General features: G+C 70.6%; 16 protein-coding genes. 8 read left to right on the top strand and 8 right to left on the bottom strand.

The window, feature by feature from the left end; translation table 11 throughout:
• Positions 1 to 14 precede the first annotated feature (14 nt).
• The 4 genes from YIM_RS30860 to YIM_RS30845 all read left to right on the top strand — a co-directional run bounded on the left by YIM_RS30860 (position 15) and on the right by YIM_RS30845 (position 4,601).
• On the top strand, positions 15 to 686 hold the full coding sequence (locus YIM_RS30860; RefSeq protein WP_162788461.1) for a response regulator transcription factor: 672 nt from the start codon (positions 15 to 17) through the stop codon (positions 684 to 686).
• Positions 683 to 1,840: a cell wall metabolism sensor histidine kinase WalK gene (locus YIM_RS30855; RefSeq protein WP_228004111.1), complete on the top strand. Its 1,158-nt coding sequence runs from the start codon at positions 683 to 685 to the stop codon at positions 1,838 to 1,840. Before YIM_RS30860 ends, YIM_RS30855 begins: the two co-directional genes overlap by 4 nt.
• Entirely contained in the window at positions 1,837 to 2,874 is a 1,038-nt protein-coding gene (locus tag YIM_RS30850) for a winged helix DNA-binding domain-containing protein (protein ID WP_153033675.1), read from the top strand. Before YIM_RS30855 ends, YIM_RS30850 begins: the two co-directional genes overlap by 4 nt.
• An 83-nt stretch (positions 2,875 to 2,957) precedes the next feature.
• On the top strand, positions 2,958 to 4,601 hold the full coding sequence (locus YIM_RS30845; RefSeq protein WP_153033674.1) for a heme peroxidase family protein: 1,644 nt from the start codon (positions 2,958 to 2,960) through the stop codon (positions 4,599 to 4,601).
• A 71-nt stretch (positions 4,602 to 4,672) separates the two neighbouring features.
• On the opposite strand, the gene YIM_RS30840 is transcribed toward YIM_RS30845, so the two are convergent.
• The 6 genes from YIM_RS30840 to YIM_RS30815 all read right to left on the bottom strand — a co-directional run bounded on the left by YIM_RS30840 (position 4,673) and on the right by YIM_RS30815 (position 12,249).
• The gene (locus YIM_RS30840) at positions 4,673 to 5,020 is read right to left on the bottom strand and encodes a hypothetical protein (protein WP_153033673.1); all 348 of its coding nucleotides are present in this window, start codon (positions 5,018 to 5,020) and stop codon (positions 4,673 to 4,675) included.
• A 76-nt stretch (positions 5,021 to 5,096) separates the two neighbouring features.
• The gene (locus YIM_RS30835; RefSeq protein ID WP_153033672.1) at positions 5,097 to 7,205 is read right to left on the bottom strand and encodes a 3-hydroxyacyl-CoA dehydrogenase NAD-binding domain-containing protein; all 2,109 of its coding nucleotides are present in this window, start codon (positions 7,203 to 7,205) and stop codon (positions 5,097 to 5,099) included.
• Entirely contained in the window at positions 7,202 to 8,392 is a 1,191-nt protein-coding gene (locus YIM_RS30830; RefSeq protein WP_153037351.1) for a thiolase family protein, read from the bottom strand. The genes YIM_RS30835 and YIM_RS30830 overlap by 4 nt, the downstream gene beginning before the upstream one ends.
• Before the next feature lie 128 nt (positions 8,393 to 8,520).
• Positions 8,521 to 9,060 carry a DUF305 domain-containing protein gene (locus tag YIM_RS30825; RefSeq protein ID WP_153033671.1) on the bottom strand — a complete coding sequence of 180 codons (540 nt, stop codon included), beginning with the start codon at positions 9,058 to 9,060 and terminating at the stop codon, positions 8,521 to 8,523.
• Entirely contained in the window at positions 9,060 to 9,965 is a 906-nt protein-coding gene (locus tag YIM_RS30820) for a lytic polysaccharide monooxygenase (protein WP_153033670.1), read from the bottom strand. Before YIM_RS30820 ends, YIM_RS30825 begins: the two co-directional genes overlap by 1 nt.
• A gap of 31 nt (positions 9,966 to 9,996) precedes the next feature.
• Entirely contained in the window at positions 9,997 to 12,249 is a 2,253-nt protein-coding gene (locus YIM_RS30815) for a glycosyl hydrolase family 18 protein (protein WP_153033669.1), read from the bottom strand.
• Between the two features lie 134 nt (positions 12,250 to 12,383).
• On the opposite strand from YIM_RS30815, the gene YIM_RS30810 reads away from it, so the two are divergent.
• Positions 12,384 to 13,064: a TetR/AcrR family transcriptional regulator gene (locus YIM_RS30810; RefSeq protein ID WP_194239799.1), complete on the top strand. Its 681-nt coding sequence runs from the start codon at positions 12,384 to 12,386 to the stop codon at positions 13,062 to 13,064.
• A 49-nt stretch (positions 13,065 to 13,113) separates the two neighbouring features.
• Here YIM_RS30810 and YIM_RS30805 read toward each other — a convergent pair whose 3' ends face one another.
• A complete protein-coding gene (locus YIM_RS30805; RefSeq protein WP_153033668.1) occupies positions 13,114 to 14,370 on the bottom strand; it encodes a ribonuclease D in 1,257 nt (418 codons plus the stop codon).
• Between the two features lie 62 nt (positions 14,371 to 14,432).
• Entirely contained in the window at positions 14,433 to 15,149 is a 717-nt protein-coding gene (locus tag YIM_RS30800) for a response regulator transcription factor (RefSeq protein WP_040406084.1), read from the bottom strand.
• Positions 15,150 to 15,797: 648 nt separating this feature from the next.
• On the opposite strand from YIM_RS30800, the gene YIM_RS30795 reads away from it, so the two are divergent.
• The 3 genes from YIM_RS30795 to YIM_RS48680 are packed head-to-tail and all read left to right on the top strand — an operon-like array spanning position 15,798 to position 18,193.
• Entirely contained in the window at positions 15,798 to 16,409 is a 612-nt protein-coding gene (locus YIM_RS30795; RefSeq protein ID WP_153033667.1) for a DUF4178 domain-containing protein, read from the top strand.
• Positions 16,410 to 16,436: 27 nt separating this feature from the next.
• The gene (locus YIM_RS30790; protein ID WP_153033666.1) at positions 16,437 to 16,868 is read left to right on the top strand and encodes a DUF4247 domain-containing protein; all 432 of its coding nucleotides are present in this window, start codon (positions 16,437 to 16,439) and stop codon (positions 16,866 to 16,868) included.
• Positions 16,865 to 18,193, top strand: coding sequence for a hypothetical protein (locus tag YIM_RS48680; RefSeq protein ID WP_194239798.1), 1,329 nt, complete (start codon positions 16,865 to 16,867; stop codon positions 18,191 to 18,193). The genes YIM_RS30790 and YIM_RS48680 overlap by 4 nt, the downstream gene beginning before the upstream one ends.
• Positions 18,194 to 18,201 lie beyond the last annotated feature (8 nt).

Below are 18,201 nucleotides of genomic sequence, written 5' to 3'. Positions count from 1 at the left end.
GGGATTGTGTATCCGTGCGGATTCTGGTAGTCGAAGACGAAGAACCCCTCGCCGAGGCCATCGCCAGGGGCCTGCGGCGCGAGGGCATGGCGGTGGACGTCGCCTTCACCGGCGACGAGGGCCATGAGAAGTCCACCATCACCCGGTACGACGTGGTCCTGCTCGACCGCGACCTGCCCGGCATGTCCGGCGACGAGCTGTGCAAGGAGATCGTCGAGTCCGGCGAGCTGACCAGGGTGCTGATGCTGACCGCCAGCGGCACGGTCGAGGACAGGGTGGCCGGGCTGTCCCTCGGTGCCGACGACTACCTCGCCAAGCCGTTCGCCTTCCCCGAACTGGTCGCCAGGGTGCGGGCGCTGGGCAGGCGCGCCACCCCGGCCGCGCCGCCGCTGCTGACCGCCGGAGACGTCCGGCTCGACCCGGCCAAGCGCACGGTCAGCCGCGCGGGCGGGCCGGTGGAGCTGACCCGCAAGGAGTTCGGCGTGCTGGAGGTGCTGCTCTCCGCCGGTGGTTCGGTGGTCAGCAGCGAGGAACTGCTGGAACGGGTCTGGGACGAGAACGCCGACCCGTTCACCACCACCGTCCGGGTGACCGTGATGACCCTGCGCAAGAAGCTGGGTGAACCTGGGATCATCGAGACCGTGGTGGGATCTGGCTACCGGGTACCCGGTGCCGGTCACGGGTGAACCGGCACTTCCAGCTGATCCCGGCGCGGACCCTGCGCGCCCGGATCACGCTGCTGGCGACCGCGCTGTCGGCGGCGGTCAGTCTGGTGCTGCTCTACCTGGCCTGGTCGCTGGTCGGCGATTCGGTGGCCGCGGTGCCACAACTGCCGCCGGGCACCAAGGTCCGGGTGGACGGCGTGAACGTGGACTCCACCGTGCTGGCCGCGCACCTGCGCGAGCACGCGCGGGACAAGGTGCTCATCGCCGGTGCGGTGGCGTTCTGCTGCGTGGTCGCGGCGACGGCGGTGCTGTCGTGGACGCTGACCTCGCGGGTGCTGCGCCCGCTGCGCGAGATGACCAGCACCGCGCGGCGGCTGTCGGTCGAGTCGATGGGGGAGCGGATCGGCGTCCGCGGTGCGCGCGACGAACTCGGTGAGCTCGGCGCGACCCTGGACGCGATGCTCGACCGGCTGCAGGCCGCGTTCGACACGCAGCGCCGGTTCGTCGCCAATGCCAGCCACGAGCTGCGCACCCCGCTGGCGGTGATCCGCACCGAACTGGACGTCACGCTCGCCGACGACCAGGCCGACGAGGCGGAGTTGCGCCGGATGGCCGGGGTGGTCCGCGACGCCACCGAACGCGCCGAGCAACTGGTCAGCTCGCTGCTGCTGCTCGCCCGCACGGACGGTGCCGGGGTCGGCCCGACCGAGCCGGTGGACCTGGCCGCGGTGGTCGGCAGCGCGTGGGACGCGGTGTACCGCGAGGCCGAGCGGCGCAAGCTGCGCACCGACTTCCAGCTGGTGCCGTCGTACTCGGTCGGCGATCCCGCGCTGCTGGAGCGGATCGCCGGGAACCTGCTGGAGAACGCGGTGCGGCACAACGTCGACGGCGGCTGGATCGAGGCGATGACCCAGCCGGGTTCGCGGTGGACCACGTTGCGCGTGCGGTCCTCCGGCGGGCTGGTCGATCCGGCGACGGTGGCCGAGCTGTTCGAGCCGTTCCGGCGCGAGGGCGTGGCTCGCACCGCGCGGACCGGTGCCGGGCTGGGGCTTTCGATCGTGCGGGCCGCGGTGCAGGCACACGGCGGTGTGGTGTCGGCGGAACCCGTGGTGGGCGGCGGTCTTTCGGTGACCGTGCACCTGCCCGCACTGACCAGGACCGGGGTGCCGACATGACCACTGTGGACGCCGTCCCGCTCGCGCGGGCGCACGCGCAGCTGCTCGCCGGGCCACGGGCCGGTGGTGTGGCCGAGGTCGTGCGCCAGGTGGTTGCCTTGCAGGCACAGGACATTCGTGCGAACCGGCTGGGTGTGCGGGCGCGCTCGGCCGGGCTGACCGCGTCCGATGTGGACGCCGCGTGTGCCTCGGGCGCGGTCGTGCGCACCTGGGCGATGCGCGGCACGCTGCACATGCTGGCCGCCGAGGACGTCGCGTGGATCGTCGGGCTGCTCGGACCTCGGTTCGCCGCGGCGGGCCGGTCGCGACGGCTCCAGCTGGGACTGGACGACGAGGTCACCGCGCGCGGGGTGACCGCGCTTGAGTCCATTTTGGCCGGTCGATCGTTGCCGCGTGGTGAGATCGTCGCCGGACTGGCCGACCACGGGGTGGTGCTGGACCCGAAGTCGCAGGCACCGGCCCATCTGCTTGCCTTCGCCGCGCTGACCGGGGTGCTCTGCCGTGGCGCGGATCGTGGCGACGAGCCGACCTACGCGCTGTTCTCCGATTGGGTCGGTCCATTCGAGACACTCCAGGAAGAAGAGGCATCGGCGCGGCTGGCGTCGCGTTATCTGGCCGCCTACGCCCCGGCCACCGCCGAGGATTTCGCGGCGTGGTCCGGCCTGACGTTGCGACAGGCTCGCGCCGGTTTTGCCGCCGCTGATCATTTCGAACCGCCCATCGTGGATGAATTCTCGGTGCGGCTGCTCGGTCATTTCGACACTTATCTGCTCGGTTACCGCAGCCGAGAACTCGCCGTTCCCGCCGAATACGACCGGCGAATCCAGGCGGGTGGCGGGTTCATCATGCCCGCTGTGCTGGTGAACGGCCGGGTCGTCGGAACCTGGCGCCAGGACAGGAAAAAGGGCGAACTCCAGGTTCGGGTCGAACCGTTCGGCGGGCTGCCCGGCGGCCTGGATGCCGCCTTGCTCACCGAAGTCGAGGACCTCGGCCGCTTTCTCGGAGTGCCCGCGGCCTTCCACTCAGCGGGCTGACCCACTCATCCAGCGGTGGTACGCTCGGATTCATCGGCATTGGGGAGATGCCGAATCCGTGAATCCGAGGGGGGATTCTGATAATGCACAGGCATTCCCGGGAAAGTTATTACGTGGTCGGCGAAGGTGATCTTTCCTTCGACGCCGAACGCAATCCGACGAGCGCCCGCCCGTCCGCTCGCTCGGAACTGCGGCGGTTCCGGTTCTCCCGGCTGGGCCCGGTGGGGGAGCCGGTGGATCCGGCGCTCGGCCAGGAGCTGGCCGCGGCGATGACGGTGGAGCAGGACACCGCGGGCCCGGCCGGGCTGGACCCGGTGCCCGCCGGATTCACCTATCTCGGCCAGTTCGTCGACCACGACCTCACCCTCGACCGCACCGCGGTGGACTTCGGCGAGGACGTCTCGCTGGAGGACCTGATCGCCGGGCGCTCGCCCGCCCTCGACCTGGACGCGCTCTACGGCCGCGGACCCGAGCGGGACAGGCACCTCTACGCCGACGCCACGCACCTGAAGGTCGGCACCACCGCGGCGGTGCCGCTGGACGGCGCGAACAACAACCGCACCGGGTTCGACCTGCCGCGCAAGGGCACCGGCGAGACCAAAGCGGAGGAACGCGCGGCGGTCATCCCGGACGCGCGCAACGACGAGAACCTGGCCGTGGCGCAGACGCACCTGGCGTTCATCCACTTCCACAACAAGGTGGTGGACGTGCTCGCCGCCGAGGGCGTGCCGCCGGCGCAGCTGTTCGAGCGGGCCAGGGCCGAGGTGGTGCGGCACTACCAGTGGCTGCTGCGCACCGACTACCTGCCGCGCATCGCCGATCCGGCCGTGGTCACCGAGGTGTTCACCAACGGGCGGCGGTTCTTCGAGCCCGCGCCGGACGCGCACGACGCGGCGACCATGCCGATCGAGTTCTCCGTGGCGGCCTTCCGGCTCGGGCACAGCATGGCGCGCGCGACCTACCAGTGGAACCGGTTCTTCCGCGCGGGCGCGCCCGCCGGGATCGCCACCATGCTGCAGCTGTTCATCTTCAGCGGCACCTCGGGCACGCTGTCGCCCACCGGGAATCCGGCCGATCTCGACGATCCGAACGCGGGCACCTTCCTGCGCCTGCCGACCAACTGGATCGTCGACTGGCGGCGGCTGCACGACCTCCCCGGCGCCGGGCGGCCGGACCTCGGCGTGCCCGAAGGCGAGGGCAACGTCGCGCGGCGGATCGACACGCTGCTCACCAATCCGCTCGCCACGCTGCCCGCGGGCACCTTCGCCGGTCGCGGGCAGAACCTCGCGCCGGACGACATCCAGCGGAACCTGGCCTACCGGAACCTGATCCGGGCGAACATGGTCAAGCTGGCCTCGGGGCAGCAACTGGCCGAGTTCTTCGGGGTCAAGGAGCTGACCAGGGACGAACTGCTGGCCGGTGACGGTCAGGGGGCGAACCTTGGCGCGCTGAGCGAGGAGCACCGGGAGGCGCTGGCGCTCAGGACGCCGCTGTGGTTCTACATCCTGCGCGAGGCCGAGGTGAACGGCGGCAAGCTCGGTGCCGTCGGGGCCACGATCGTGGCGGAGGTGTTCAGCCGGTGCATGGACGCCGCGCGCTTCTCGATCCTGCGCGAGCCGGAGTGGCGCCCCCGCTTCGGCACGCCGGAGGGCCGCTTCGGCATGGCGGACCTGCTCCTGTTCGCCTTCGACGGCGACCCCGCCAAACTGAACCCCCTGGGCGACTGACCCCTGCCGTGAAGGTGGCTTTCCCGGCGCTCGGAAACTCCGCCGGGAAAGCCACCTTCACGCATCGCGCGTCACCAGTAGACCGCGATGCCCACGTTCAGCAGGGCCAGGCCGCCGACCACCGGCAGCCCGGCACGCGGGAGCTTCTCCGGTTTGTGCGCCTCGAAGGCCACCACCAGCACCGCGAGCGCGATGACCAGCTTCACCGCGACCTTGACGTTGTTCGGTTCCACCGCGACCAGGCCGCTCGACGCGATGCCGACCAGCGCCGCGCCGGTCAGCACCTGCAGGCCCGAACTGTGCAACACCAGGGTCGGCACCCCGGTCCGCCTGGCGATCAGCTCACCGGCCACGCCGCCGAGAATGCCCGCCATGCCCACCAGGTGCAGCACCACCAGGGTGCTGTACAGCACGTTCATCGATCCTCCTTCGCTCCCGCCGGGCACAGCCTACTACGCATTGTCGTATGACATCGCGTAGTAGGCTGTGCACCGGTCAGGCCGAAGGCACCGAGGCGATCCCGGGCGCCAGGAACGGCTTCCCGTTGACCTTCTCCGAGACCCCGCTCCGGTCCAGGTAGGGCGTGATGCCGCCGAGCCAGAACGGCCAGCCCGCACCGAGGATCAGGCACAGGTCGATGTCCTGCGCCTCGGCGACCACGCCCTCGTCGAGCATGATCCGCACCTCCTCGGCCAGCACCGACAGCGCCCGCTCCCGCAGCTGCTCCTCAGTGGACGGACGATCGCCCTGCTCCCAGAGCGCGGCGACCTCGGGGTCGACGGTGGCGTTGCCCTTGTCGTCCCACTGCCACACCGCGGACTTGCCCGCCTCGACGAACTTCTTCAGGTTCTGGCTCACGCCGAACCGGTCCGGGAACGCCCGGTGCATCGTCTCGGCCACGTGCAGCGCCACCGGCGGCCCCACCAGTTGCAGCAGGGTCAGCGGCGACATCGGCAGGCCGAGCGGGTCCAGCGCGCGGTCGGCCACCTCGAACGGCGTGCCCTCGTCCACCGCGGCCAGCACCTCGCCGAGGAAGCGGGTGAGCAGCCGGTTCACCACGAACGCGGGTGCGTCCGAGACCAGCACGCTCGACTTCTTCAGCTGCTTGCCGACCGCGAACGCGGTGGCCAGCGAGGCGTCGTCGGTCTTCTCCCCGCGCACGATCTCCAGCAGCGGCAGCACCGCGACCGGGTTGAAGAAGTGGAAGCCCACCACGCGTTCCGGGTGCTCCAGCTTCGCCGCCATCTCGGTGATCGACAGCGACGAGGTGTTCGTCGCCAGGATCGCCTCGGGCTTCACGTGTGCCTCGACTTCGGCGAACACCTGCTGCTTGACGCCCAGCTCCTCGAACACCGCCTCGATGACGAAGTCCGCGTCGGCGAAGGCGGCCTTGTCCAGCGAGCCGGAGACCAGCGCCTTGAGCCGGTTCGCCGCGTCGGGGGAGACGCGCTTCTTCGCCAGCAGCTTGTCGATCTCGCCGTGCACGTAGCCGACGCCCTTGTCCACGCGCTCCTGGTCGATGTCGGTGAGCACCACCGGCACCTTCAGCCGCCGCACAAAAAGCAGCGCCAGCTGGCTGGCCATCAGGCCCGCGCCGACGATGCCGACCTTGTTCACCGGCCGCGCCAGCGACTTGTCCGGTGCCCCGGCCGGGCGCTTGGCCCGCTTGTTGACCAGGTTGAACGAGTACAGCCCGGCCCGCAGCGTGTCGGTCATCAGCACGTCGGCGAGTGCCTCGGTCTCCGCGGCGTACCCGCGGTCGAGGTCGTTGGCCCGCGCCAGTTCCAGCAGCTCCACGGCCTTGTTCGCACCCGGCGACGCGCCCTTGGTCTTGCCGTCCACAATGGACTTGGCGCGGGCGACGGCCCTGTCCCACTCCTCGCCGCGGTCGATCTCGCGGCGTGCCGGGGTCACCTCACCGCGCACCACCTTCGCCAGCCACAGCAGCGACTGCTCCAGGTAGTCCGCCGAGCCGAACACCTCGTCCACGATGCCCAGCTGCGCGGCCTGCGCCGGCTTGAGCATCTTGTTCTGGCTCAGCGCGTTCTCGATGGTCACGGTGACCGCCGCGTCCGGCCCGATCAGGTTCGGCAGCAGCTGCGTGCCGCCCCAGCCGGGGAACAGGCCGAGGAAGACCTCGGGAAAGGCGATCGCCGCGGTGTTCTCCGACAGCGTCCGGTAGTGGCACGAAAGCGCCAGCTCGAGCCCGCCGCCCATCACCGCGCCGTTGACGAAGGCGAAGGTCGGGATCTTCGACTCGGTGAGCCGCCGGAACACGTCGTGCCCGGTCTGCGCGATCTGCAGCGCCAGGTCGCGCCCGGCGATCTGCTCGACGCCGGAAAGGTCCGCGCCGACGGCGAAGATGAACGGCTTGCCGGTCACCGCGATCGCCACCGGCTCGGCCGCGAAGGCCGCGTCGATCGCCGAGTTCAGGCTGACCAGGCTCTGCGGGCCGAAGGTCGACGGCCGCGCGTGGTCGTGGCCGTTGTCGATGGTGATCAGCGCGACCTGGCCGTCCAGGCCCGGCACGGTGATCAGCCGGGTGACCGCGCGGGTCACCACCTCGTCGGGAAAGGCCGCCTCGGCCTCTGCTGCGGAAATCACTTGTTCCCCTCCCAAGCCGGGTTCTCCCAGATGACCGTGCCGCCCATGCCGATGCCGATGCACATGGTGGTCAGGCCGTACCGCACGTCCGGGCGCTCGGCGAACTGCCGCGACAACTGCGTCATCAGCCGGACCCCGGACGAGGCCAGCGGGTGCCCGCAGGCGATCGCGCCGCCCCACTGGTTGACCCTCGGGTCGTCCTCGCTGATGCCGAAGTGGTCGAGGAAGGCCAGCACCTGCACGGCGAAGGCCTCGTTGATCTCGAACAGGCCGATGTCCGAAATGGACAGTCCGGTGCGGGCGAGCAGCTTCTCGGTGGCAGGCACCGGGCCGATGCCCATCACCTCCGGCTCGACGCCGGCGAACGCGTAGCTGACCAGCCGCATGCCGATCGGCAGGCCCAGCTCCTCGGCCACCTCCTCGGCGGCCAGGATGGCGCCGGTGGCGCCGTCGTTCAGCCCGGCCGCGTTGCCCGCGGTGACCCGGCCGTGCGGCCGGAACGGGGTCTTCAGCCCGGCGAGCTGCTCCACCGTGGTGCCGGGGCGCGGCGGCTCGTCCTCGGTGGCCAGCCCCCAGCCCAGCTCGGCGTGGCGGGTGGCGACCGGCACCAGTTCGGGGCCGATCTTGCCCGCCTTCACCGCGTCGGCGTAACGCTCCTGGCTGCGCGCGGCGTAGGCGTCGGTGCGCTGCTTGGTGATCTCGGGGAAGCGGTCGTGCACGTTCTCCGCGGTCTGGCCCATCACCAGCGCGGTCGGGTCGACCAGCTTGTCGGCGATGATGCGCGGGTTCGGGTCCACGCCCTCGCCCATCGGGTGGCGGCCCATGTGCTCGACGCCGCCGGCGATGGCGATGTCGTAGGCACCGAAGCCGATGCCGCTGGCGGTGGTGGTGACCGCGGTCATCGCCCCGGCGCACATGCGGTCGATGGCGAAGCCGGGCACCGACTTCGGCAGTCCGGCCAGCAGGGCCGCGGTCCGGCCGATGGTCAGCCCCTGGTCACCGGTCTGCGTGGTGGCCGCGACGGCGACCTCGTCCACGCGCTCCGGCGGCAGTTCCGGATGCCGCCGCAGCAGTTCCCGGATGACCTTGACCACCAGGTCGTCGGCGCGGGTACCCGCGTAGATGCCCTTGTCTCCGGCTTTGCCGAACGGCGTGCGCACCCCCTCGACAAATGCCACATTGCGCACTGCTCGTGCTGACACGGGTGCTCCTCACTCGGTTCGGGTACTTGGATACCCGCGACCATAGCGCTGGTTACCCGTCGGTAACCAGCGCTATGGTCCGGTCGAGTGGCGGACACCACGCGGGCGGGCGCTCAGCCGAGCATGCTCAGCATCTGCTCGATCTGCGCGGAGCGCGATCTGTCGATCCGGCCGGCCAGTTCCTTCGTGGCCGGGTCCTGTCCGTTGAGCACCTCCTGACGTGCCAGCTGGATGGCGTCGTCCTGGTGGGCGAGCATGAGGTTCAGGAACCGCCGGTCGAATTCGGCGCCGGTGGCCTGCTCCAGCGACGTCAGCTCGGCGGGTGCCGTGCTCGGCCGCTCCTCGTGCTCGTGGTGCCCACTCGGTGGGGTGGCCGGTTGCTCCCAGTCGTCGAGCTGCTTCGACATGGTCTCGATCTCGGCCACCTGCGTCGCCTCGATCGCCCCGCCGAGCAGTCGCACCTCCTCTCGTTCCGACCGCTCCGCGAGCACCGCGATCCGCACCCCTTCCTCGTGGTGCGGCACCATCGACTGCAGGAATCCGACGTCGGCGGCGTTGTGCGGAGTGGGTTCACCCGACGCGGATTCCGTTGCGCCGGAAGGACTGCACGCGCCCAGCAGGACGAGTGCGAGCACCGCGAAGGCGTACCGCATCAGACCGGCAGCCACAGCGCGGGCACGACCGGAGGTTCCCAGCCCGCGATGGTGGTGTGCGCCTGGCGGCACCGGTAGGTCGTGCCGTCGAAGGTGACCTCGTCACCGACCCGGTAGGTGGTGCCCGCAGCCCAGGTACCGCCCGGCTGCGGTGGTTCTGACTGCGGTGGCTGCGGCTGTGGCGGTTCCGGCTGCTGCGGCGGTTCCGGTTCCGGATTCGGCGGTTCCGGCTGTGGTTCGGGTTCGGGGTCTTGGGGCGCCGGGGTGCTCGTGCCACCGCCGAAGTCCACATCGGAACAGGTGTAGAACGCCTCCGCGCTGCCCTGCACCCGCTGCCAGATCGAGTAGAGGAGGTGGCGCCCGCTGCGCTGCGGCAGGGTCACCGTCCAGTCGGTGAAGGTGCTCGGGTTCTGGTTCGGGAAGGACTCCAGCGGCACCAGATCGGCCCAGGCCAGCGGTTTGCCCGGGCTCCAGCCCTCGCGGGTGACGTAGAACTCGAAGTTGCTGTTCGCGTGCGGTGCGGTCGCGTGATAGGTCACCGTCAGCGGTCCCGGCGCGACCTTGGTGGCCGGCCAGTCCGTGCGCGGGAGGTCCAGACCACGGTACTTCGCCCGCCCGGCGCTGCACAGCTTGCCGTCGGGAATGATCTCCCGGTGCCGCCCGCCCGCGTCGAGCAGCGACACCTCGTTCCAGTCGTAGAAGGGCTGCGTGCCGCCCGCGGCCACGGCGGCCTTGCAGGCACCCGATTTCGGCGTCTCCGGACCCTCCTCCTTGCAGGTGTAGACCCGGCTCGGCGGGTTCGACAGCGTGCCGTGCGCACTGGCCGGAGGGGACGGCAGGGCGACAAACAGGGTGGCGGCCGCCGCGCCCGCGAGGGACGCGGCGGCAGTACGTCTAGTGTTCACCTCCCTTTCTACGAAGCACTTTCACGTTGGTTCACTTGAGACCGTTGTCGGTGGCGGTCATCAGCGTCCCGGTGTCGCCCGACATTTCCCAGATCATCGCGCCCAGCAGGCCCTTGCTCTTGATCCACGCGGTCTTCTTCCCGATCGCCCACGCGTCGTCGAAGGTCCACCACTGGCCGCCGTTGCCGGTGAAGCAGGAGGTCGCCACGGCGGCTTCGTCGTGGTGCACGGTGCAGTTCGGCACGCCGGCCACCAGGTTCGAATAACCACGCGTCCCGGCTTCCTCGGCGAACTGCCCCGGTGCGGCCCCGTTCGCCTGCTGCCATTCACCGGCCTTGCCGCCGTCGGTCACGCCCTGCCAGCCGCGGCCGTAGAACGCCAGCCCGACGGTCAGCTTGCGCGGGTTGACCCCGGCGTCGAGGTACGGCTTGATCGCGTTCTCCACGCTGAAGTGGAAGTTGTACGGGTCGTCGGGATCGGTGTACAGGTTGCCCTGGTGCCCGGTCCGGTTCGGCTCCCACGAGTTGTCGCTGCCCGCACCGTGGAAGTCGTAACCCTGCACGTTGAAGATGTCCAGCGAGTTCGCCACCGGCCCGAGTTCCCAGCCCGCTTCGATCTTCGCCGGGTCGGCCGGGGTGAACGCGGTCAGCTGGTACCGCTTGCCCTGCTGCGCGCCGAGTTCGTCGAGCTGCTTGCGGAACTCGTTGATCAGCAGGGTGTTGTTGACCTTGTCCGCCGGGCTGACGTGGTTGCCGGGATGCCCTTCCGCGCCGGGCCACTCCCAGTCGAGGTCGATGCCGTCGAAGATGCCCGCCGCCGTGCCCGGCCCGCCCGCGCCGTTGTACACCGGCAGATTCCCCTTGAGGTAGATGTCCAGGCACGAGCTGACGAACTTCTTGCGCGCGGCGTCGGTGGCGGCCACGTCGGAGAAGTACTTCGAATAGGTCCAGCCGCCGAGCGAGATGAGCACCTTCAGGTTGGGGTGCTTCGCCTTGAGCTTCTTGAGCTGGTTGTAGTTGCCGCGCAGCTTCTCCCAGCCGGTGTCGGCCACGCCGTCGACCGACTGCGCCGCGGACATCGGCCTGCTGTAGTCGGCTTCCGCGTCACCGGCGCCGTCGCCCTGGTTCGGGTCCTGCGGGTTCGGCGAGGTGCCCTTGGTGACACCGTGCAGGCAGGTCAGGTTGACCGGGTCGATGTTGCCGAAGGCGTAGTTGAGGTGGGTCAGCTTCGCGGCCGCGCCATTGGTGTCGAGGTTGCGCACGAAGAACTGGCGGCCGTAGATGCCCCACTGCACGAAGTAGCCGATCTTGGCGTACCCGCCGACGATGTCGCCGGTCTTCGCGGTGATCGCGTTGCTCGGTGCCGAGGTGTTGTCGTAGCCGTCGCGGGCGCGCACCGTGAAACTGTACGAAGTGGACGGTGTGAGGCCGCTGATCTTCGCGCTCGTGGTGGTGACCGTGGCGGCGAGGGTGGTGCCGCGGTAGACGTCGTAGGCGGCGACACCGGTGTTGTCGGTGCTCGCGGTCCACGCCAGGGAAACGCTGCCCGCGTCGGTCCCGGTCGCGTGCAGGTTGCCCGGTGCGGTCGGGGCCTGGGTGTCGTCGGACGGGTTGTTCGTGCGCACGGAGAGCGGGGCGGAAGCGGGGGACGCGAGCCCGGCGGTGTCCTTCGCGACCACGGTGAACGAGTAGTCGGTGTTCGGGGTCAGCCCGGAGATCGTCGCCGTGGGGCTGGTGACCGTGGCGGCTTTCGCGCTGCTGTTGAACACTTCGTAGCTCGCCACCGGCAGGGAGCCGGGTGCCGAGGCGGTCCAGGTCAATGTCACGGACTTGGTGGTCTTCACCGTCGCCTGGACGTTGCCCGGCGCCGATGGCGGGGTGTCGGGGGAGCCGTCGCAGTTGGCGCCCGCCACCCGGCAGGCGGTCGGGGTGGCCGCCGCGCTGAGCTGGAACGTCGGGTTGTACGGGTAGGTCGACCGGCCGGGCTGGAGGGTGTTCAGGTAGTAGGCCGGGGTGAGGGTGACCTCGGTGCCGTTCTGCGTGACGGTGGCGTGCTGGCCGCTGGTCGCGGTGACCCCGGCGGGCAGCCGGAAGTTGATCGTCCAGCCGGTGACCGCGGTGGTCCCGGAGTTGGTGACCTGGTACTGGCCGGTGGTGCCGGTCAGGGTGAACGCCGCGGTCAGCGGACCGGCGGCGGCCGCGGGTCTGCCGAGTGCCGCCGAGACGGTGAGGGCCAGCAGGAAGGCGAGCAGTGCGCTGAGCAACCGGCGAGGGGTGTGCCGCATGGGCTGATCCTTTGCGCGAGGACGGGATAGTGGTCCAGACCATTCCACGCTAGCGGCCGACCGTTGATAGGTATAGACCATTGTTCAACTGGGTCGATCCAGCCCACCCGGTGCGCACCTGGCACCATTCCAGTGTGCGGAATACGGGCAGGGTGGGCAGGCCACGGGCGACCGGAGCGGCGGCGAGCCGGCACGACGCCCGCGAAGCCGTGCTCGACGCGGCCGCCGAGCTGTTCACCACCACCGGCTACACCGCCACGACCACCCGCGCGATCGCCGAACTCGCCGGACTGCGGCAAGCCTCGATCTACTACCACTTCCCGGCGAAGGAGGACCTGCTCGCCGCGCTGCTCGCGGAGACGGTCGACCCGTCGTTGGCGGTGGCCAGGGAGTTGCTGGGTGAGTTCGCCCCGGCCGAGATCCGGTTGTGGGCGCTGAGCTACTCCGACATCCGGCTGCTCGGCCTGGCCAGGCACAACCTCGGGGTGCTGTGCCTGCTGCCGGAGGTCAAGGCGCTGAACCTGACCGGGTTCCGGGTCGCCCGCGCGGAGCTGAAGGACTGCTACCGCGCGCTGATCGCCGAGGCCGGCGCGGAACCGGCGTCGCTGGACATCTGCACCAGCCTCGCGTTCGGCCTGGTGGAAAGCGTCGCCTCGGCCCGCCGTGACGACCCGGACCTGGACGTGGAAGCCCACGCCCGCCACGGCGCGGACGCCGTGCTCCGCCTGGCGGGCCTGCCGGGTGCGAGCGGCTCGGTCCGGGCGGCGGGACTGGACCTGCTCCACGCCGCCGAACTGGAGCGCTCGCGGGTCTAGCCGCCGCCGTGAAAGCCGCCGCCTTCACGGCACTGGGCGGGCTGGCGGGTCAGGCCTCGGGTTTGGCGGTGAGTGCCTTCGCCAGCGCGGGCGCGGTCAGCTCGATCTGCCACGGCCGGGCCCCGCCCGCGCGCAGCACCTCGGCGACCCCGGCCTCGCTGAGGTCCTCCGGCGGGCGCCAGCAGGTGCGCCGGACCAGCTCCGGCAGCAGCAGGTTCTCCACCGGCAGCCGGTGGTGCTCGGCCAGCGCGTTGAGCGCGGCCCTCGCCGCGGACAGCCGCGCGGCGGCCTCGGGGTCCTTGTCGGCCCAGCGGTTCGGCGGCGGCGGGCCGTCGGTGGGCTGGGCGGGCAGCGGCAGTTCCGACTTGGCCAGCGTGCGCGCCACCTGCAGCGGCCGCATCCAGGTCGAGGCGAACTTCCGCTGGACGCGCCCGCTGAACACGGGCAGCGCCTGCAGTTCGGCGGTGGTCTTCGGATCGGCCAGCACGGCGCTGACGATCGCGCTGTCCGGCAGCACTCGGCTGGGCGCGCGGTCGCGCTTGCGGGCCATCTCGTCGCGGATCTGCCAGAACTCCCTGACCGCGGCCAGCCCGCGCGGGGAGCGGATCTTGTGGATGCCGGAGACCCGGCGCCACGGCTCGGCCCGCGGCGGGGGCGGGGGAGCGGTGCGCACGGCTTCGAACTCCTGCCGTGCCCAGTCGAGCTTGCCCTGTGCTTCGAGTTCGGCTTCGAGCTTTTCGCGCAGCGGGATCAGCAGTTCCACATCCAGTGCGGCGTAGTTCAGCCAGTCGACCGGCAGCGGGCGGCGGGACCAGTCGGCCGCGCTGTGCCCCTTCTCCAGCTGGTACCCGAGCAGCTTCTCGACCAGCGTGCCGAGCGCGACGCGGTCGTAACCGGCCAGGCGGCCCGCCAGTTCGGTGTCGAACAGGGCGGTCGGCCGCAGCTCCAGCTCGGCGAGGCAGGGGAGGTCCTGGGAAGCCGCGTGCAGCACCCATTCGGCGCCGTTGAGCACGTCGGCGAGCGGCCCCAGCTGCCCGCTCAGCGGGATGGGGTCGACGAGGAAGGAGCCAACGCCCTCCCGGCGCAGCTGCACCAGGTAGGCCTTGGGCCAGTAGCGGTAACCGGATGCTCGTTCGGTGTCCACCGCGATCGCCCCGGCCCCTTCGGCGATCCGGGCGCAGGCGCGCTCCAGTTCCTCCGGGTCCGCGATGACCCCGGGGGTGCCTTCGGCCGGTTCCCTCAGCGGAATCGGCGCCGGTGACTCCGGCGTGCCGGACGTCGCGCCGTCCTGATCAGCGGTATCCACTCCATGACCCTACGGTAAGGGCCGGCCGCGCCTGGTCGGCCCTTACCGCAGAAGTGTCCTGACTAGCGGATGACGCCCGCGCGCATGGCCAGTGCGACCATCTGCGCCCGGTCACCGGTGCCGAGCTTGCGGCCGATCCGCGACAGGTGGGATTTCACCGTGAGCGCGGAGAGGCTGAGCTCCTCACCGATTTCCTTGTTGGACTGACCGTCCGCCACGAGCTGCAGCACCTCCACCTCGCGAGCGGACAGCTCGCGCGGGGTGTTGTCGGTGCCCGCCACCCTCGTGCCGGTGGCCAGTACCGGTGCCACGCTGGGATCGGCGTAGACGCCGCCTTCGAGCACCCTGCGCACGCCGTCGGTGACCACCACCGGCGACGCGGACTTCAGCAGGTATGCCTGAGCGCCCGCCTGGAACGCCGAACGCACCGCGTACGGGTCGTCCGAGGACGCGAGCACCACCACGCGAGGCCAGCCGTGGCTACGGAGTTCCGTAACCAGCTCGATGCCACTGCCATCGGGCAGGCCGAGATCGAGGATGGCCAGGTCGCACGGCCCGGTGGCCGTCGCCCTTGCCCTCGCCTCGGCCACCGTGGCGGCCTCGTGAACGGTGCCCGCACCCATCTGTGCGAGTCTTGCTGCGATTGCCTCCCTCAACAACGGGTGGTCATCGACCACCAGTACGGAAAAAAGTTCTTCCCGCGGGTGCGGAACCATGCTCGCCGGCAATGCACCGGCTGGCGTGGAACGGACGGCCTGAGATAAGCCGACGGCAGCCACGTCACTACCTCCCTGGAGTCGGTCGTGCCCCCCGACCGGCACCGGGACTTTCGGCCAATCAGCCGCGCCAGCTTTAGACCGAAAGTGGTGTCGTCGAAGGCACTCTAGCCGCCCGAGAGGGTCAGTGGGGGGATCGAACGGGTACGGATCTGGATCGAGTCGTCACTCCATGGCATCGGAGTCACACGATCGGGGTAGTAATGCCCAACTGGCTAACGGATGCCCGGAGACCGGCGATGAACAGAGATTGCTGCCACCCGGATGGGCGTGCATTCGCTACGTGCATCCGCAGAGGAACACTCTCACGGGTACTCCGGCGACTCCGCTACGGCCGGTCGGGGGAGGCGTGCGGCCGGTTGCCAACGGACCACCGGGGCCGAGTTGTCCGGTGGCCAACCGGGCAAATGGGGGCAAAACGGTCATAACGCACGTATCGCGAAGCATCGGTGTGACGGACTGCGGCGTTCCGGCAGTCGGCGGCCGGGGTTGTCCCCCATCCGCCAGTGCCCGTCTCCGGGCTCATCGGTGGCTCTCCGGGCAAACCGCCCACACGGATCCGGACGGCTGGTTACAGTGTGCCCGGTCCGCCGGACGGTGACCGGTTTCGCCGAATTCCCGGTCGCCGGGCGTAATGGGGGTTTCACTCGAATGGTTGACGCACTCGTGGTGGTGCTGCTGGTCCTGATCCTGGTCGCGCTCGTGGTGGTCGGGGTGCTCCTGGCCCGCCGCGGCCGGGCGAAACCGCCGGCACCGGCATCCACCGCGGCGGATCCGTTCAGCTCGGCCGACGTGGACGCGGTGCGCGGGGATCCCCGTGAGCTGGCTCCGGGCGCGCTCGTCGAGATCCGCGGTGAGTCCTACGGGGTGCGCGGCACGCTGCGGCTGACCGAGGACGGCTGGTCGTGGACCGAGCACCTGCTGGAGAACGCCGCGGGCCGCCGGTTCTGGCTCTCCGTGGAGGAGGATCCCGAGCTGGAGCTGGTGCTGTTCACCGAGCTGTCCGACGTCACGGTGGCCCCGGGCAAGACGATCGAGCTGGACGGCCGGACCTACCGCCACCAGGAGTCGGGCACGGCCACCTTCACCGCCGAGGGCACCACCGGCCTGAACTCCGGCGGGACCGTGCACTACCAGGACTACGCCGCCGGGGACGACGCCCGGTTGTCGCTGGAGTCCTACGGCGAGAGCGGCAAGTGGGAGGTCAGCCGCGGCGAGGTGCTGTCGCGGTACGAGGTGCGGAGCTATCCCTCCGGGGACTGACCGGGGCGGACTGGGGAAGAGGAAGACGTGAAATACCGGCTGTGGTTCGTGCTGGGCGGGATCCTGGCGGTGATCGCGCTGATCATCGCGGTGAACCTGCTGTTCTTCGGCGGGACGAGCGTGGCGAACTTCGTGGACAACGAGTTCGACCGCGACACCTCGCAGGACTTCGACGACGACGTGCGCTCCTACACCTCCGGGGAGAAGCCGAGCGCGGTGTCCACGCTGATCGTCACCGACTGGAAGCCGCTGGCGCAGTCGGCCGACAATTCGGGGATCTACCTGCGGTACTCCTCGGATGCCGTGGTCATCACCCCGCGTGGCACCGGCTCGACCATCCAGGTGATGGACGTGGACCGGGCGTACCGCCGCTACGGCGGGCACGCCGGTGGTTCGTGGGGCTGGACCTCCACGCACGGCGGTGACTTCCGCGGCCGCGGACCGGGGGCGGGCAAATGAGCGAGGACAAGCAGAAGAAGCCGGGAGCCGGTTGCGGCTGGTTCCTGCTGGTGCTGATCGCGGTCGGCGCGGTGTGGGCCGGGATCAGCGAGTTCGGCGGTTCGTCGCCGCCCGAGCCGGGGACGTTCCACAACGCGGACACCACTTTGTACTCGGACGGCACCAGGTACGACGGCGGGCTGCTGCCCGCCTTCGCCCCGGACGCGGCGCAGGAGCTGACCGCGGGCCTCGCCGAGCTGGAGAAGGCGTACGGCATCTGCTTCGGGTGGAGCCTGGAGGACGGCTCGACGAAGAAGGTCGCGCTCGGCTCGAGCCGAGGGCCCGGCGTCGCGGCGAACACCTGCCCGCGATGGCTGGAGACGCAGGTCGCGGTCGGGTACACCAGCGACAGCTCCGAATCACCGGATGGCGTGCGGGTCCGGGTCGAAGGCTCGGCCGACTTCCCCCGAGTGCCCCGCGAAGAAGACTTCGCGCGACTCGGGGTGACCGGTCCCGCCCTGGTGGAGGACCCGATCGGCGGCACCGGCCACGCGGCGCTCGGGCTGCCCTTGCTGATGGTGGAGTCGGGCGCGCTGCAGGCCGTGGCCACCCCGCCGCCCGCCAACGCCCCGACCCCGAAGCCCCTCGGCCGGGCGGGCAGCTCCGACTTCCCGCTGAGCACGACGCTGACCTTGTCCGGCCTGGGCGCCGGGGTGGTGGTTTGCGTGGTGCTCGGCTTCTGGATGCGAGCGCGAGCCCGAAAAAAGACCCCGCCGCCGCCCGATGGCTCGGGCGCCACGCCGCAAACTCCAGGCCAGCCGGGACAATCGCAGCCGGGCCAGCCGGGGGTATCGCAGCCGGGCCAGCCGGGTTACCAGGCGCCACAACCGGGGCAATCGCAGCCGGGCCAGCAGCCGCCGCAACCCGGGCAGGCACCCGGTTACCCGGCGCCGCCATCGCCGCCGGGCCAGCAGTCGCAGGCACCTGGGCAGCAACCGCCGCCGGGCCAGTCGCCTGGACAGCACCAGCCGGGTCAATCGCAGCCCGGGTACCAGCAGCCGGGCCAGCAGTCCGGGCCGTACCACCCGGGGCACCAGCCGGGACAGCACCAGCCAGGGCAACAGCCGTGGCCGGGGCAGCAGCAGCATTCGGGACAACCACACCAGCCCGGGCCGCAGCACCCGGGGCAGCAACCCGGGCATCACCAACCAGGCCCTCAGCCCGGCCAGCAGCAGTCAGGCCAGCAACCCGGCCAATATCAGCCGGGGCAGCAGGGTGGGCAGGCGCCGGGGTGGCCGCAGTATCCGCCTCAGCAGCCGCCGGGGCAGTGGCCGCACGGCCGTTAGACCGAACC

Source organism: Amycolatopsis sp. YIM 10 (assembly GCF_009429145.1).
Classification (GTDB): domain Bacteria; phylum Actinomycetota; class Actinomycetes; order Mycobacteriales; family Pseudonocardiaceae; genus Amycolatopsis.
The sequence above is the reverse complement of the archived record's forward strand: the minus strand, read 5'-3'. Positions and strand labels throughout refer to the sequence as shown.

Bases quoted from the DNA above. Each gene is read 5' to 3' on its own strand.
- YIM_RS30850 (WP_153033675.1), top strand. From the start codon at position 1,837: ATGACCACTGTGGACGCCGTCCCGCTCGCGCGGGCGCACGCGCAGCTG.
- YIM_RS30845 (WP_153033674.1), top strand. From the start codon at position 2,958: ATGCACAGGCATTCCCGGGAAAGTTATTACGTGGTCGGCGAAGGTGAT.
- YIM_RS30840 (WP_153033673.1), bottom strand. From the start codon at position 5,020: ATGAACGTGCTGTACAGCACCCTGGTGGTGCTGCACCTGGTGGGCATG.
- YIM_RS30825 (WP_153033671.1), bottom strand. From the start codon at position 9,060: ATGCGGTACGCCTTCGCGGTGCTCGCACTCGTCCTGCTGGGCGCGTGC.
- YIM_RS30815 (WP_153033669.1), bottom strand. From the start codon at position 12,249: ATGCGGCACACCCCTCGCCGGTTGCTCAGCGCACTGCTCGCCTTCCTG.
- YIM_RS30795 (WP_153033667.1), top strand. From the start codon at position 15,798: ATGGTTGACGCACTCGTGGTGGTGCTGCTGGTCCTGATCCTGGTCGCG.
- YIM_RS48680 (WP_194239798.1), top strand. From the start codon at position 16,865: ATGAGCGAGGACAAGCAGAAGAAGCCGGGAGCCGGTTGCGGCTGGTTC.